The sequence below is a fragment of the Flavobacterium aquiphilum genome, assembly GCF_027111335.1.
Classification (GTDB): Bacteria; Bacteroidota; Bacteroidia; order Flavobacteriales; family Flavobacteriaceae; genus Flavobacterium; species Flavobacterium aquiphilum.
Genome location: NZ_CP114288.1, coordinates 4,598,634 through 4,614,381, shown reverse-complemented (window position 1 = coordinate 4,614,381; position 15,748 = coordinate 4,598,634). Strand labels below are relative to the sequence as shown.

Here is a 15,748-nt window from a genome sequence, read left to right as displayed (position 1 = left end):
ACATTCTGCTTTTTTACAATTATCTCAAAAATAAGAATTTAAGATCAAACTCAGATTTTGAAATTATTAAAAATAAACGCATGATATCCGTTCAAGAAGCTTTTTCAATATTAGAACATAATTTGCCTGCTTTACACAAAGTAGAATATCCTCTTTTTCAAGCTAGAAAACATATTTTGGCCGAATCTCTTTCATCACCAATCAATATGCCTCCTTTTCGCCAATCGGCGATGGACGGTTATGCTTTATGCCTGCACAATGATTTGGTTTATGAAATTGTTGGCGAAGTAAAAGCAGGTGATTCGCATTTGGTCCAATTGCTTCCGGGGCAAGCCGTAAAGATTTTTACCGGAGCAGCCGTACCGGATTCGGCTCAGGCTGTAATTCAGATTGAGAAGGTCTCTGCAAATGGAACTCAATTATTGCTGGACGAATTGGTACAACCCGAAACAAATGTGCGACCTATCGGCGAACAGATTTCGAAAGGGGATTTGGCACTTGAAAAAGGAACTTTGCTAAACGCCGCTGCAATTGGATTTTTGGCTGGACTTGGTTTTACACATGTAAAGGTTTTTCAAATGCCCAAGATTGGTATTGTGGTGACAGGTAATGAGCTTACCAAACCGGGCTTGCCGCTCGAACACGGAAAAGTGTATGAAAGCAACGGAATTATGCTGCAATCAGCTTTGTTGGACGCCTATTATGATGCGGTGACTTTGTATGAAGTCAATGATGATTTTGAAAATACCAAAAACAAACTAAATGACGCTTTAACATGCAACGAATTGGTTTTGGTTTCTGGCGGAATATCGGTCGGGGATTATGATTTTGTGGCTCGTGCTTTAAAAGAATTGCAAGTGCAGACTCTTTTTTACAAAGTCAATCAAAAACCGGGGAAGCCTTTGTTTGCGGGTAAATTGCACAATAAGATGGTTTTTGCCTTGCCCGGAAATCCTGCTGCCTGCCTGACTTGTTTTTATGTTTATGTTTTACCAACGCTGGCTATCATGTCTGGAGCTGAAGCGAATTACCAACAGGCCGTTATGGTTTCATTAGCTCACGATTATGAAGTAAAAAACACTCGTTGTCAGTTTTTGAAAGCCAGCATCAACGATGGTGAAGCAGAAGTTCTAAGCCATCAAAATTCCTCTATGCTCAATTCTTTTTCAGTTTCCAACGGACTGGTTTATGTTCCGCACGGACATTATGAATTGAAAAAAGGGGATAAGGTTGAAGTGTATTTGTTATAAAACCTCCGGATTGGCAATATTTGTTGGGTTTCCGTTTATATAATTGATTACATTTTCAAATGCTTTTCCAAAATACAGTTCGTAACCGTTTTTTTCTACGTAGCCTAAATGCGGTGTGCAAACTACATTGGTCATTTGAAACAGTTCAAAATTAGAATCATAAATTGGTTCTTCTTCATAAACATCCAATCCTGCGAAGGCTGGTTTTCCTTGTTTTAAGGCAGAAATTAAAGCTCCTTTTTCAATCAATTCAGCCCGAGCGGTATTGATAAGAATCGAGTTTTTTTTCATTTGCAAAAGATCACTTTCCTTTACAATACCGTTTGTAGCTTCATTTAAACGCAAATGTAGGGTAATAATATCGGCGGTTTCAAAGAATTCTTTTTTGGAGTTGGCGCTGTTAAATCCGTCTTCAATGGCCTTGTTTCTTGAGTTTTTGCTTCCCCAAACCAAAACTTTGGCATCAAAAACTTTGGCATATTGTGCTATCTTTTGACCTATTTTTCCATAACCCCAAATACCAATTGTTTTACCATGAATTGTAGAACCAATATTCGTTTGCCATTTACCCATTTTCATAGCTTCAATCGCTTGGGGAATTTGTCTCATGGTATTCATTAGCAATGCCCATGTTAATTCGGCTGGGGCAATGGGCGAACCAATTCCTTCAGCAACGGCAATTTTATGGGAGGTACATTCTTTTAAATTCAGATGGTTGGATATTTTGCCTGTTTGGCTAATCAGTTTTAGATTGGGTAACAAATCAAGCAACTCCTTAGTGATTTCGGTTCTTTCCCGTGTCAGGACTATTATGTCGGAGTCTTTTAATAATCCGGAAAGTTTTTGAGGATCTCTTTCAGTTTTATGAAGTATTTGAACGTCTTGACCTTCGAGTAAATTAAAACAGTCTAGGTTTTCAATTGCGTTTTGATAATCGTCTAGTATGGTTATTTTCATTTGGTTTCGGAATTGATTTAAAAAATACCCGATAACTAATTTATAAAATTAATTTAATCTTTGATTTCTTTCTTGAGCCAATATTTTTCGGCAAGAATAACAATGGCAATCCCGATAATATAGGTCAGTAAGTCAATCCATGAGAAGGATGTTCCTATGACGGTTCGGGCAATTTTAGATTGTTGCAAATGCAGTTTTTCGACAATATTTAAAAATTGAAGAAATTCAATTGTGAAAGCAAAAATCAGCACAAAAACGGCAACAGGCAAAACAGGTAATTTTACAAACGATTTTATAAAACAATAGATTAAAATCACCACCAAAACATCCCCGAGATACGGCCTTACAAAACTATCATTTACAAAAAGGGCAATAAAAACTTCCACCAAAAAAATCAGGATGGTGAAAATGAAATAGGTTTTATTGAATGTTAGCATGGTGTGATGTGGGCTTTGACGTTGTTGTGCTTTTTTTCTTGAATGAGTTTTATTTACTCTTTAATAAGCAATTTTTCAAATGCTTCTCTTTCACCTCCTCTAAAATATACTTTGCCACAATAACTGTAACCCAGTTTTTCAAAGATTTTTAGCATGGCAATATTGTCAAAATTAGTGTCTGCTTTAACGCTGTAGATGTTATTGCTTAGGGCAAACTCTTCAATCTGTTTCATGATTTCTATGGCGAGCCCTTTACCTAAATACGCTTCAGAAATTGCTATGCGGTGAAATACAACAAAATCAGTATTCGATAACCATTTGCCTTTTATTTTGGCGTATTCAGGTTCGTCGTTAATCAATACGGCGCAATATCCCATAATGGTTTCGCCATCGACCAAAACAAAGCTAGCTCCTCTTTCAATGTCTTTTTGCACCACTTCCGGATTTGGATAACCGTCCTGCCATTGTTCGCTGCCGTCTTCTTTTCTGCGGGCAATTGCCTGTTGTAAAATCTCCCATATCGCAGGGATTTCAGAAGCTGTGGCTTTTCTAAAGAAATAATTCATTTTTATGGTTGTTTGTTTTTTTAGTTCATAAAAGTATCTAAAACATTTTTATTTCAAAGACCATAATTGGGCAATATTCTTGGCAGCAAGATTATAATCTGTCTTTTTTGCGTTTTCATTTCTGAAACTGCAAAATATGGGATCTTCATTAAATATAGATTTGGCTAATTCTCTTCCGGCCATTGTGATGGCGGTTGTTTTATTCAGTCTGTTTTTTTGAAATATTGCAAATGCTTCTTCCTGTGTTTTTGCTTCTTCCAGAGCGGTTGCAAATTCCCATGCATCTTCTATGGCTTGGCATGCGCCTTGTCCGGATGTAGGCAATGCGGCATGTGCCGAATCCCCAATCAGGCATACATTATCTTCGTGCCATTTTGAAATTGGGTTGTGGTCAAACACCTCAATATACTTGATGTTTTCTTCAGCGCTTAACCGAATGATTTTTTCAATTTTTGGAGACCACGAAGCAAATAAGTTCAATAAATCATTTTTATTGTTAGCGTTTTCAAAAGCTGAATTTAGAGGTAACGATTTACCGCCAGCCCAATATCCTTTGAATTCATTTATAGGGACGATTCCAAAACGTTCTCCGCAACCCCAAAAATCTAAAACAGTATCGGTCTTTGAAAAAATAGGTTTGTCGCTTTCTACGATTCCTATCCAGTTTACAAAATTCTGATAAATAGGCTTGTTGTCTCCATTGACATACTGTCTTGCAACCGAATTCATTCTTCCGTCTCCACCAATCACGACATCTGTTTTTATTTCAATTCCATTGTCGAACAAAACAGTCGCTTTATTGTCTTTGCAAGATAGTTGTAGGGCTTTGTGATTAAAAGAAATGGGGATTTTTAGATCGTTGGTTTTTTTCAATAAAATTTCTTGAAGTTCCTTTCTACTCACCGAATAACTGTTAGCACCAATTGCTGAATCAATCGTAGAAACATTAATGGATCCAAGAAAATCGTCTTTATCAGTCCAGCGCTCCATTTGTTTTATTTGGCCTCCAATTTTTTGTACTTCAGTCAATAAATTCAGTTTGTCGAGAATTTTGCTTGCATTTGCCCATAGTATGATGCCCGCACCAATTGTAGTTGCCGTTTTTCTTTGTTCATAAATGGCTATGTTTTCAAATCCTTTTTGACGTAAAGCAATTGCAGTGGTTAACCCGCCAACACCGGCACCCAAAATAACAATATTTGTTTTTCGATTCATTTCGCTACTTGTTTCTTCAAAAATTATATAGATGGTCAGCTTAGTGTATCAAATATAGTGAAAGAATTGCTTTGCAGTCAATGAAAATAGATTCATCAAGGGCGGTAAAAAATAAACTACCTCAGGGCAGAGCCCAGAGGTATTAGTAAAATAGTAACCTGAGATTTTTAGAAATCCTTTTTAATCTGTGAATCTGTGGCAAAAAAAACCGAAGCAGAGCTTCGAGGAATTAAACCTAAAGAGATTAAATTTTGTTTCCGTATTTAGGCTTCAAGAAAATGCAAATGGTTGTATCTTTGCGGTCTTTTAAAATAATAGCAAATATAATGAAGCAGCAATGTGTAATTTTTGATATGGATGGTGTAATCTGCCACACCAATCCGGATCATGGCAAAGCTTTTGAAGCATTCTTCGACAAGTACCAAATTCCTCACACCCAACAAGAATTTGAGGATCATATGTACGGAAAACACAATGGTTATATCATGACGTATTTCTTTAAGCGTCCCATTTCCGGAGAAGAACTCAAACAATTGGAAGACGAAAAAGAATCGATGTTTCGTGAAATTTATAAAGACAAAGTAGAAACCATTCCGCATTATCTAGCGTTTTTGGAGCAACTTAAATCCCGTGGTTTCAAAACCGCCGTTGCGACATCGGCTCCGCGTGCGAATCTCGATTTGATTATTAATGCCTTAAAAATCGAAGATAAAATGGATTCGATGATGGCAAGTCAAGACGTACAACAACATAAACCCAATCCGGAAGTGTATCTAAAATCGGCAGAACGTGTAGGTGTTTCCCCATCCAACTGTGTGGTTTTCGAAGATTCTTTTTCGGGGGTTACAGCGGCTCTAAATGCCGGAATGAAAGTGGTAGGCGTTTTGAGCTCGCATACCAAAGAACAATTGCCACCATGCAACTTCTATATCAACGATTACAGCGATGTAAATGTGGACAAGATTTTGGAATTATTGAACAGTTAATTGGAGTTTGATTTTTTTAAGGAGCAGAAATTTTTGATATTTCATCAACAGTTGTCCCGCTTTTCACTACAATCTCTTGTACCGAACCCCGGTTCACAAGGATTTCCACTACTATCAGGGCTAGTTTATAGGTTTAGTTTTTCATAATGATTTTTCTTAGATTCCAGTAATCCACAAAATTGCCAATCCGGAGGGACTATCGTGTGAAGCCTTTTACCCGACGAAGTTATATGCTTTTGCTCACCTTCAAAAAACTACACTTTCTGCGATGTCCTTAAAATTTTCAAGGTCAGTTTTAACGCTTTCCAATTTGCTAGTCAATGAAAGTAAAGCGATTTTTCCGAGGGGTAGGCGCAAAGGAGGCGTAAGTGAATTGGTGATGTCATAAATGGCTTTGGACGCTTTTTTTGGGTCGCCTTCTTGTTTGCCATCCACACTTTTTATCTTTTCTCTAAACACAGCCGCCGTTGTATCGTAGTCAGCAATTGTTTGTTCAACAATTTTGAAACCGCTTCCCGCAAAGTTGGTTCTGAAAGGGCCGGGTTCTACAATCGTTACCTTAATTCCAAGTGGTGCAAGTTCTTGTGCCAATGCTTCACTAAAACCTTCTAACGCAAATTTGCTTGCGTTGTAAACTCCAAAACCGGCAAAGGCTTTAAAGCCACCGTGCGAAGAAATTTGAATGATGTGCCCGCTTTTTTGATTTCTGAAAAGAGACAAGAAAGACTGTGTTATTTTTAAAGCACCAAAGAAATTGGCTTCAAAAACGGCCCTTGTTTCTTCTGTGCTTGTTTCTTCAATAGCACCAGCAAGTCCATAACCGGCATTATTTACAAGTACGTCAATTTGTCCAAACTTTTCAGTTACAAGTTTAACTGCCTTTTCAATTTCGTTGGGGTTTGTAATATCCAAAGTCAATGCAAGTGCTTTGTCTTTGTGTTGTTTGTTAAAACTGTCTGTCTGTGATTGATTACGAAATGTACCAATGACAAAATCGCCTTTGTCAATAACGGTTTGGGCAAGTGCTTTGCCCAAACCGCTTGAAATTCCTGTGATGAACCAAATTTTCATTAAATGTTTTTTTAAGATTAAAGGAGTTGAGCCAAAGGAAAATCAATTTCAAATCCAGTGAGGTTGTGTAGGTAGTTGCTCGTTATTTTGTCGCCAATAACCATTACCACATCAATCATATTGGCTTCATCATATCCTGCTGCAAAAAAGGCTTCCTTACTTTCTTCGGTTGCTCTGCCTCGATTTTCAACTGCTGATGCCGCAAACTTTACTAATGCGTCTAACTTGCTGTCAAACGATGCTGAACCTTTACGAATTTCAACGATTTGTTCATCTGTAAAACCATTCATTTTTCCTAATGCTGTGTGTGCCGATTGGCAGTAACGACAGTCGTTAATTTGGCTCGTTACCAAGTTAATCACTTCTCTTTCTTTGGCTCGTAAAGTACTCTTTCGATTTTGTAAAGTAAGATAGTCATCCAGTGCCGTTTCATTTTTTGCATAGTAGGCATACAGATTCGGGACAAAACCTATACCTTTTTGTAGGTTATCAAAAATTGCTTGATTGTTTGCAGATACTTGTGATCTTGTAGGAACGGTGAAAGTTCTTTTTTGTAATGTTGACATTTTACTTTTATTTAAAATTGTTGTTTGTCATTATTGACATTGCAAAAATGAGACGACTTACAACGATTAAAAATGAAGTAGTTTAGGAAATTTGGTTGATGTAGTTCAACTTTTTTTGGAAATCCTTTTGTTTCTAATTCTTGACAAGAATTCGGTTGTCATTCCTAAAAACGAAGCCAAAGCATATTGAGGCACTCTTTGAACTATTTGAGGATATTTTGAAACGTAATTTTCATAACGTTCTTCCGCTGTTTGTGTAAGATTTGAAATTATTCTGCGCTGTTGAAATGCAAGTCCACGTTCTGCAATTATCCTAAAAAAGGTCTCAAACTTGTGGTTTTGTCTTTTAATTTCTTGTTCAGTTTCGAAGTCAATTTGCAAAATGATGCTGTCTTCAAGCGCAACTACAAACATTGTCGCCGGCTGCTGAAAAATATAACTGTTGTAATCCGTAATCCACCAATCATCTATGGCAAAGTTAATGGTGTGCTCTTGTCCGTCGTCAGCCGTAACGTATGCTCTAAATGCACCTTTGTAAACATAGTGTCTGTATTTTGCCGTAAAATTGGGTTGGACAATGAATTGTCGCTTTTTGATTTTTACTTCTTTGAAGCAAGAACCAATCAGCTGTTTTTCTTTGTCTGTCAGTTTTACAAATTTCTCTATGTATTCAACTATTTTTTCTGTCATTTACACGTCTGTTGATGTCTTTTATGGGTTAGTTATAGTCATATCATTATGCACAGCGTTCTCTTGTATCGAGTGTGTGCCTTGCGGGAGCAAGAGACAGGCCGTAGGCTTTGATGAAGATCTAAAGTACAAATTTGGAATTAAAAGAAAAGAAAATAATTTTAATAACCCGTTGGGCGAAATTATTTTTAACCACATAGAAACATAGAATTTTCTAGTGTTTAAAAGAATTTGATAGGCATTTTATTTTTCACATAGTCAATCTATGTGAAAAATAGTGCTATTATCTATTTATTCTAGGACAATTAATTATAAATCTATGTTTCTCTATGTGGTTCATTTTTTATTTATTTTAAATTTCGCCTAACGGATTTTAATAAAAATGTTATTCATTAAATTGACTTAGCTCATTAAAGAAATTATCGCTAAAATAGCAGGTAAAGCTTGAACGAAAAATATTTTTTTGCTAACGCTTATTGCTCCATAAACTCCGGCAACTACAACACAAATCAAGAAAAAAAGTGCTATGTTTTTGGACCAAATTACATCTGAAATAAAAAATGTCCAGATTAAGCCCGAGGCTAAAAAACCATTGTAAAGCCCTTGATTGGCGGCTAAACCTTTTGTCGGTTTGAATAAATGTTCGGGTAAAGATTTAAACGTTTTTTTGCCTATGGTCTCCCAAGCAAACATTTCAAAATACAAAAAGTAAAAATGCTCTAAAGCAATTAGTCCTATTAAAATTTTAGCAGCTATTTCCATTAATTTTGGTATTTGTTATAAAAAAAACCTTTTGTTGTATTTTTTCAAAAATACTTAAAAATTTTAATAATAAGAGGAAAAGTTATACAGTTAAAAGGATAAGCTCTAGTTGGTATTTTCCTCAAGCAACTACAACCTAGTTGACTAAAAATAGAATAAATATAGACAATGCCATTCTTTTATGGATGATTTTAGTAACATTCTGAGATCCGCAAGGTAGGGTGACTTTGTGGAGAGTGATTGTTGGTATTGTTTTAGTTTTATTCTATAATTTGTATTAAAAATAAATAAGAGTTTCTTGCATTGCCAGAAACTCTTATAAAAATAACTTACTATTTCAATTATTCTTTAAGTATTTTACCTTCTTGTCTAAATCCATTTTCGCCTTCAATAATGTAAATGTAAATACCTTTTGTTTGTTTCTCTAGACTAATTTCGCTATTAATTTTTGAGTTTTTTATAATTATTTTTCCATTCGCATCAAATATAGAAACATTGTATTTGTCTAAATTTGCTCCTGAAAATTTAATTATTGAATTTGTTGGATTAGGCGAAATAATTATTTCTTGTCCCTCTGTTAAGTCTGTTTTTTTTGAATTAGTTGACTGTTTTAGTAACTGACTAACTCCGCAGTTACAATTCGAAAAAGTTGAGGAACCTAAAGTGCTGATAGCTTTTGGGAAGCAGAATATTGTATTATTTGACGCAAAATTTACATTTATTGTAGTTGATGTATGATCAGTAAAATTTATTACTGCGGTATAATTTTTTTTTCTACATAATTCATTATTTGACTGAAGAGAGAAGGAAATGCAATAAAGATCGCAAGAAGTATAAATGTTATATTCTATGCAATCAGTTCCGGTACTTCCACCATCAGTTGCACATTTTATTGGGATGTTAAAACGTATGCCATTTGCATAACCTTCAGCTATTGAGCCTGAACAACTCAAAGTTGTTGTAAATTGATTGTTAGTAGAGTTCATACTTCCACTTAAAAAAGTGTCACAGGTCCCATTTAAGTCACCAGTAATAAAATAAGGACTAATACTAGTACCATTTGAAGTTATTTTAATTATAACCGGAGTATTTAAAGGTGCGCCTGAACCTAAAGCACTTACGAATGCGCCAGATAAACTGATATTGTGTTCATAATAAACGTAACTTCCGGTCAAATCTGTAACTGTCAAAGTGGAGCCATTTGATATTGCTTGACTAAATGTAGCAAACGAATTCAAAGAAAGAATAATAAAAAGGAATTTAAAAAATTTCATAATTTAAATAAATTAAATCTACCTACTTTCAGTTAGTTTTAAGTCGCTGTTTCGGCTATTCCGACTATGATGTAATTCAAAAAGTGATGTTGCATTATTAATCTGAATTATTCATGTGTCTTAAATTAAAGTTTTATTAAATAATTTTATCTATTTAAAAGGTGTTATTTCTTCCAGGTTGTTTGTCTGAAAATTATACTGATACACTAATATTAGAGGGCCGCTCTGTGTAATAAAAGCTCCTGTTGTTGGCTTAGCTAATTTATAAATAAATATTTATATAATTTAATTAATTTATAAATATTTATTTACAAATTATTAATTGGAAAACCTCACGTATGCAGTTCCTCGCGTGAGGGATGGGAGCAAGTTACCTTGTAACGCGTACAGCCCGACCGCATTGAGGAAAGGGGCTGTATAACCGCATTGCAGAATAAGCCTCTTTTCTCAATGGGGGCACGCCCAAATGAGTTTTAGCACAATAAATTGAAATCGCAAAATCCTATTCTTCGGTCTCTGTTTGTAATTCTTCGATTTGGGGTTCATCGTTTTCCATGTCTATCCATGAAAGGAAAAATTTATATCCTAAAGTCAGGATTACCGCTCCCAGGAATAAGCCAATGAAGCCGTTGTAAATGAAACCGCCTATCGCGCCAAGGAATATCACAAGCATTGGTGCCGGAGGATTGCCTCTTCCTAGCAAAATGGGTTTCAGGATATTGTCGGAAATCAGCGTGATTCCCACCCAAATTGCTAGTATTGTTGCCGTTGTGGCATCGGTTACGGAATACATATAAATGACTACCGGAATGGCAACCGGGCCAATTCCTACTTGTATAATGGCTAGAAATAGACAGATAATGGTGAAAATTCCAGCAAAAGGAACGCCTGCCAAAAAGAATCCAATGCCTATCATTAGCGCCTGAATCAAGGCTACGCCCAAGAATCCTTTTACGACATTGCGAATGGTGATTACGGTGACTTCGGCGTAGTGTTCGCCATTGTTTCCGATAAGTTTGACGAAAATGTTTTTTGATACTTTGGTTAGCGATTCGGAATACAATAACAGTCCCATCGCAATAATAATCGATACGATAAATTGCAAAATTCCTTTGCCGATTCCCGCTAAGGAAAGCAATAGCCATGCTCCGACTGTTTTTAACTGTTCTGTATATTTAAGTGCGACTTTAGAAAGGTCTTCGGAGGCCGATGCCCATATTTCGACTATCGGTTTTGTTATTGTTGGCCAATTTTTGGTGGTTTCTCCGGGAGGCGGAATTAAGTGCTCATTGGTTTGGTAATAATGGGCAAAATTATTGACTTCTTCGTATAAAGATTGTGTTATGAGTACGCTAGGCACAACTAAAATAGTAAGCAGAATTAACGCGACAAATATCGTGACCAATATTTTTTTGCCTTTAAATAATTTGACTACTCTTTCATAAATTGGACTGAAGGCGACAGCAATGACAATGGCCCAAACTATGATTAAAACAAAGGGTTTCAGGATATCATAACACCAGCCAATCAGTAAAAACAATACACCAAGGCGGATAATGATGTCGGCAATTTTTTCGAAATTGAAAATATTGAAAGTTGGGCTATTTTGTTGCATACTATTTCGGTTTTGGTTAATAAGCAATATTTGGTTTATTATGCTAATCTAGTTAAAATATGGTAATTATCAATGGTATATTTGGATGTATTTTGCAGAAAGTTTAAGTTTTTTTGTAATCTTAACATAAAAATAGTTGTAAAATAATGCTTGGTTTACGTACGAATTAAATTGCGGTTTCGTATTTTTACTAAATTGATATTTTGGGGCATTTTAATGTTTTATATGAAATACAAATGTAAATTAGTACAATAACCTCCCCTCTCTTTTGGAGAGGGGTTGGGGGTGAGGTTAATAGTTGGTTTAATTTATATTTGTCTTTGATGTTAATAGAGTATCCGTTCATATCGAACTATTACAAATCATAAAATCGTATTATATGAAAATAGCGCTTTATACCAACGAATTTCCGCCAAATATTTATGGGGGAGCAGGAGTACATATTGATTTTTTAAGCCAAGAATTGGCCAAGTTGGGACAGGTTGAGGTTCGGTGTTTTGGAGACCAAAAAGTTAACAACGATTCCATGCACGTGGAAGGGATAAATTCCTGCTTGACCAAAATGGTGGATCCGGAAAACGAACACATCAAAATGTTCCATAACCTAAGCCGAAATGTCGAAATGGCTCAGGCAACGCCAAAGGCCGACATTGTGCATTGCCATACTTGGTACACGCATTTGGCGGGTGTTTTTACGAGAGAATTGTTACAGGTGCCGTTGATATTGACCACCCACAGTTTGGAAACGCACCGTCCTTGGAAAGTGGAGCAGTTGGGGAACGGTTATTTTATGTCCCGATGGATTGAGACGAACGCTTATAAATCGGCGGATGGCGTGATTGCCGTTAGCGAACAAATGAAAGTTGATGTGGTCGAAGCCTATGGCGTGGATCCTGAAAAAGTTACCGTAATCCATAACGGAATCGATCCTGAATTTTACAAACCTACTTTTGACAATACTTTATTAGCAGAATACGGAATCGACCCGAATATTCCGTTTGTGCTTTTTGTGGGACGAATTACCCGCCAAAAAGGGATTTCGCAATTGATTGAAGCGTGCCAATATTTTAATGAGGATTGCCAAATCGTTCTTTGCGCAGGTGCTCCAGATACCGAAGAAATTGCCATTGAAACATCCAATCTTATCGATCAGCTGAAAGCAAAAAGAAAAGGGGTAATCCTGATTTCGGAAATGTTGCCACGTGAAAAAGTCAAAGTGTTGTACAGCCATGCACGCGTTTTTGCCTGTCCGTCATTGTACGAGCCTTTCGGAATCATCAACTTGGAAGCGATGTCTTGCGAAACACCGGTTGTAGGAAGTCACGTGGGCGGAATTCCCGAGATTATTGTCGAGGGCGAAACCGGATATTTGATTCCGTTGGAAAGTGTTTCGAGGACTAATTTTAATCCGTTGAATCCAACCGAATTTCAAAAAGCTTTTGCGTACAAAGTAAATTTACTACTTGATCACAAAGAATTGGCAGATGCTATGGGGAAAGCCGGACGTGTACGAGTTTTAGAGAAATTCAGTTGGGAGTCAATAGCCAAAACAACTTATAATTATTATCAGGAAGTCATCGCCCGATTTGAGAAAGAAACTGCTTAGATAATTTGATGGGCCACGGATGACACAGATAAAGCGGATTTACGCTGATTTTTTAACCGCAAAGTTCGCAAGGCAGGCGCAATGATCGCAAAGCTTTGTGTCCTATGCGGTTAAATCGGCCACGGATGACACGGATAAAACAGATTTTACACGGATTAAAAAAGTCTGCGAGAATCTGCGACCCCGAAAGCTTTCGGGGGCGTGCCAAATTTTCGCGAACCTTGTGGTTAGGGTCTTATAAGTTTTTCAGAGTCAAAAATAAAGCAAGAATCCGTGTCAATCAGCATAAATCCGTGTCATCCGTGGGCCAAAAAATCACTCAATTTTGCTCAAATCAATGATTTTTTGCGCCACAGACCCTCTTTCGAACAAACGTATAAATTTAAAAACACCGCTCACTAAATACCCCGGATTTGAAACCAGTTTCGCAATTTCGGAGATTTTTATGTCTCTTTCCTGTATGGAGGCTTCTCTTTGGTTTTCCGGAAGCAGAACAAATTCATTGGCATATTTCCAGGCACCGTCTCTCGCGGTTTTCATGCTAAAATCAATAAAGAAATTGTCTATTTTGCCCGATAATTTCAATATGTAAGTGAGTGTCGGCCAAATTTTGATAAGACCTTTTTCAACGCTTCCGACCAAATCACTGAGTATCGTATTTATTTGTTCAAAATCCGATTTCAGATCGGTAATATCTTGCGGAGTACTGACCTGAGCCGAAGCAATTCCCAAATCCAAATTGATATGGGCATTGATACCAAGAAGTAAATGCTGAAGGACAATAGGCCAGTACGTTTCGGTCTTTTGAAAAGCAAATTTCCAGCATTCTGATGGTTTTCCCTTAGCCCTGTATTCATAGTACGCCTTCAGATATCGGTTGGCAAAAATTACATCCAGTTTTTCCATTCGTTCACAATTCTGAAAAGAACCGTTTACGATTCCGCTTTTTATTTTTAGGGTGACAATTCGGTACAGCGTGGGGAACAACCCTATTGGACTTTGTTCCAGTTTGGCGGCTTCTATTATTTCGTCCAAAAACAGTATGACTTCATCAATGGTTGTGGCTTGCTTCATGTTCATTTATAGTTGGTTAGTCTGTTAGATTATTGCGAATATACTTATTTTTTAAAACAGATGCCATTGTTTTTTTGGAGCAGAAAAATTGGTTGTTTTCAGAAAGAATTCTCCCGCTCTTCGTTTCAATCTCTTGTCCTTCCCGATAACTATCGGGACCAGGACAAGAGGATTTTCACTGCGATCGGGGCTAAAAATCAACATTGTATTTTCATAATTAGTTTCTCTATCCTTAGCGTCTTGGCGCCTTTGCGAGACCATATTCACGCAAAGGCGCCAAGACGCAAAGAAATTCGTTTTGAACTTTGCGACCTTACGTCTTTGAGCAAGAATTAAAGTTTGACTTTACGTAATTGGGCTAAAGAGGTATTTTTGCAATCATCGAAAAAAGAAATCTGCGTAGGTCTGCGTAAATCTGCGTGCCAATTTTTTTATAACAAAAAATATATCATAAAGACGTTTTAATCTTTTTTTGAAAAACGGATTTCGTTATATTTGCAAAAGTATAACGAAAATAACCGGCTTTGAGGATCAAAAGTAAAATTTGGATTGAAACCGATGAGGGAATTCTCATCAGCGAAGGACGAATTCAGTTGTTAAAGCAGATTGAGTCCACGGGTTCGCTCAATAAAGCGGCGAAGGAAATGAACATTTCGTATCAAAAAGCGTGGAAATTAATCGACGCTTCAAACAAGGCTTCCAAAGAACCCTTAATTGCAACCCAAGTAGGTGGAAATAAAGGAGGTGGGACTGTTATTACTCCTTACGGAAAATCACTTATCGAGTCTTTTGAAAAAATAAATGTAGCCTGTTGGGAATTTTTGGATGCCGAACTCAAGAAACATTCGTTATAAATCAAACTATGGAGAACAAAATCACAGCAATACTTTTGGCTGGAGGAAAAAGCCAGCGAATGGGAACCGATAAAGGCTTATTGGATTTGAACGGAAAAACATTCATTCAGCATATTTGTGAGGCCTTACAGCCTATCGTAGGTTCGAATATTTTGATTGTTTCTGCCAATGCAGCGTATGATGCTTTAGGTTTTTCCCGAGTGGAAGACATAGTTGAAAACAAAGGCCCAGTGGGCGGTTTTTACACAGGACTGAAAGAATCCAAAACCAAAGTCAATTTAGTTTTGAGTGTTGATGTACCATTAGTAACTACTGAATTATTACAGTGGCTGATTGACAACCACGATGAAATATATATGGTTACGCAAACAAAAATTGGAGAAAAAACCAGTCCGCTGATTGGGGTTTACGACCGCTCAATGCGAATTGTTTTTGGTGAACACATGGCCGGAAACCAGTTAAAATTGCGACAGGTGATCGAAGATGTCAAACACCAAACGATTGAAGTTCCTGAAAAATGGAGTAATCAAGTGCAAAATATAAATACAAAAGAAGAATATCAAAATTTAATCAAATGACCATAACGCTAAAATATTTTGGGTCACTCGCCGATATCACGAAATTGAGAGAGGAGCAATTCACTTTTGATGAAGAGACTATTTTGGTTTCCACATTAAAGTCAAAAATAGAAAGCAGTTATCAAAATATGCAAAACACAGCTTACACTATTGCGGTCAACCAAACAATGAGTGATTTGCAAACCAAAATAAGTGACAAAGATGTGGTTGCTTTTTTGCCACCGTTCGCGGGAGGATAAAAATGTTT

General features: G+C 36.7%; 17 protein-coding genes. 6 read left to right on the top strand and 11 right to left on the bottom strand.

Annotation, left to right across the window (positions count from 1 at the left end):
• Positions 1-80: 80 nt before the first annotated feature.
• The gene (locus tag OZP12_RS18735) at positions 81-1,250 is read left to right on the top strand and encodes a molybdopterin molybdotransferase MoeA (protein WP_281226599.1); all 1,170 of its coding nucleotides are present in this window, start codon (positions 81-83) and stop codon (positions 1,248-1,250) included.
• Here the strand turns inward: OZP12_RS18735 and OZP12_RS18730 are convergent.
• From OZP12_RS18730 to OZP12_RS18715, 4 genes are read right to left on the bottom strand one after another with little or no spacing between them, the layout of a single operon-like run.
• Entirely contained in the window at positions 1,245-2,207 is a 963-nt protein-coding gene (locus OZP12_RS18730) for a D-2-hydroxyacid dehydrogenase family protein (RefSeq protein WP_281226598.1), read from the bottom strand. The two genes, OZP12_RS18735 and OZP12_RS18730, sit on opposite strands and share 6 nt — an antisense overlap.
• A gap of 53 nt (positions 2,208-2,260) precedes the next feature.
• A complete protein-coding gene (locus OZP12_RS18725) occupies positions 2,261-2,644 on the bottom strand; it encodes a ribosomal maturation YjgA family protein (RefSeq protein ID WP_281226597.1) in 384 nt (127 codons plus the stop codon).
• A gap of 53 nt (positions 2,645-2,697) precedes the next feature.
• Positions 2,698-3,210, bottom strand: a complete 513-nt coding sequence (locus OZP12_RS18720; protein WP_281226596.1) for a GNAT family N-acetyltransferase — start codon at positions 3,208-3,210, stop codon at positions 2,698-2,700.
• Positions 3,211-3,258: 48 nt separating this feature from the next.
• On the bottom strand, positions 3,259-4,425 hold the full coding sequence (locus OZP12_RS18715) for an FAD-dependent monooxygenase (protein WP_281226595.1): 1,167 nt from the start codon (positions 4,423-4,425) through the stop codon (positions 3,259-3,261).
• Positions 4,426-4,751: 326 nt separating this feature from the next.
• Between OZP12_RS18715 and OZP12_RS18710 the strand changes: the two genes are divergently transcribed.
• Positions 4,752-5,411, top strand: a complete 660-nt coding sequence (locus OZP12_RS18710; protein WP_281226594.1) for an HAD family hydrolase — start codon at positions 4,752-4,754, stop codon at positions 5,409-5,411.
• A 246-nt stretch (positions 5,412-5,657) separates the two neighbouring features.
• Here OZP12_RS18710 and OZP12_RS18705 read toward each other — a convergent pair whose 3' ends face one another.
• The 6 genes from OZP12_RS18705 to OZP12_RS18680 form a co-directional block, all read right to left on the bottom strand.
• Positions 5,658-6,482, bottom strand: coding sequence for an oxidoreductase (locus OZP12_RS18705; RefSeq protein ID WP_281226593.1), 825 nt, complete (start codon positions 6,480-6,482; stop codon positions 5,658-5,660).
• A gap of 17 nt (positions 6,483-6,499) precedes the next feature.
• On the bottom strand, positions 6,500-7,048 hold the full coding sequence (locus tag OZP12_RS18700; protein WP_281226592.1) for a carboxymuconolactone decarboxylase family protein: 549 nt from the start codon (positions 7,046-7,048) through the stop codon (positions 6,500-6,502).
• A 105-nt stretch (positions 7,049-7,153) separates the two neighbouring features.
• Entirely contained in the window at positions 7,154-7,738 is a 585-nt protein-coding gene (locus OZP12_RS18695) for a Crp/Fnr family transcriptional regulator (RefSeq protein ID WP_281226591.1), read from the bottom strand.
• A gap of 402 nt (positions 7,739-8,140) precedes the next feature.
• On the bottom strand, positions 8,141-8,500 hold the full coding sequence (locus tag OZP12_RS18690) for a DUF1304 domain-containing protein (protein ID WP_281226590.1): 360 nt from the start codon (positions 8,498-8,500) through the stop codon (positions 8,141-8,143).
• A 341-nt stretch (positions 8,501-8,841) separates the two neighbouring features.
• Complete coding sequence (locus tag OZP12_RS18685; RefSeq protein ID WP_281226589.1) at positions 8,842-9,774, bottom strand: T9SS type A sorting domain-containing protein; 933 nt, start codon at positions 9,772-9,774, stop codon at positions 8,842-8,844.
• Between the two features lie 502 nt (positions 9,775-10,276).
• Positions 10,277-11,389, bottom strand: a complete 1,113-nt coding sequence (locus OZP12_RS18680; RefSeq protein ID WP_281226588.1) for an AI-2E family transporter — start codon at positions 11,387-11,389, stop codon at positions 10,277-10,279.
• Between the two features lie 379 nt (positions 11,390-11,768).
• Between OZP12_RS18680 and glgA the strand changes: the two genes are divergently transcribed.
• Positions 11,769-12,995 carry a glycogen synthase gene (gene glgA / locus OZP12_RS18675; RefSeq protein ID WP_281226587.1) on the top strand — a complete coding sequence of 409 codons (1,227 nt, stop codon included), beginning with the start codon at positions 11,769-11,771 and terminating at the stop codon, positions 12,993-12,995.
• Positions 12,996-13,310: 315 nt separating this feature from the next.
• Here the strand turns inward: glgA and OZP12_RS18670 are convergent, their stop codons facing one another.
• Complete coding sequence (locus OZP12_RS18670) at positions 13,311-14,075, bottom strand: DUF5995 family protein (protein ID WP_281226586.1); 765 nt, start codon at positions 14,073-14,075, stop codon at positions 13,311-13,313.
• 518 nt (positions 14,076-14,593) lie between these two features.
• Between OZP12_RS18670 and OZP12_RS18665 the strand changes: the two genes are divergently transcribed.
• From OZP12_RS18665 to OZP12_RS18655, 3 genes are read left to right on the top strand one after another with little or no spacing between them, the layout of a single operon-like run.
• On the top strand, positions 14,594-14,923 hold the full coding sequence (locus OZP12_RS18665) for a winged helix-turn-helix domain-containing protein (protein WP_281226585.1): 330 nt from the start codon (positions 14,594-14,596) through the stop codon (positions 14,921-14,923).
• Positions 14,924-14,931: 8 nt separating this feature from the next.
• Positions 14,932-15,501, top strand: coding sequence for a molybdenum cofactor guanylyltransferase (mobA, locus tag OZP12_RS18660; protein ID WP_281226584.1), 570 nt, complete (start codon positions 14,932-14,934; stop codon positions 15,499-15,501).
• Entirely contained in the window at positions 15,498-15,740 is a 243-nt protein-coding gene (locus tag OZP12_RS18655) for a MoaD/ThiS family protein (protein WP_281226583.1), read from the top strand. Before mobA ends, OZP12_RS18655 begins: the two co-directional genes overlap by 4 nt.
• The last annotated feature ends 8 nt before the right edge of the window (positions 15,741-15,748 follow it).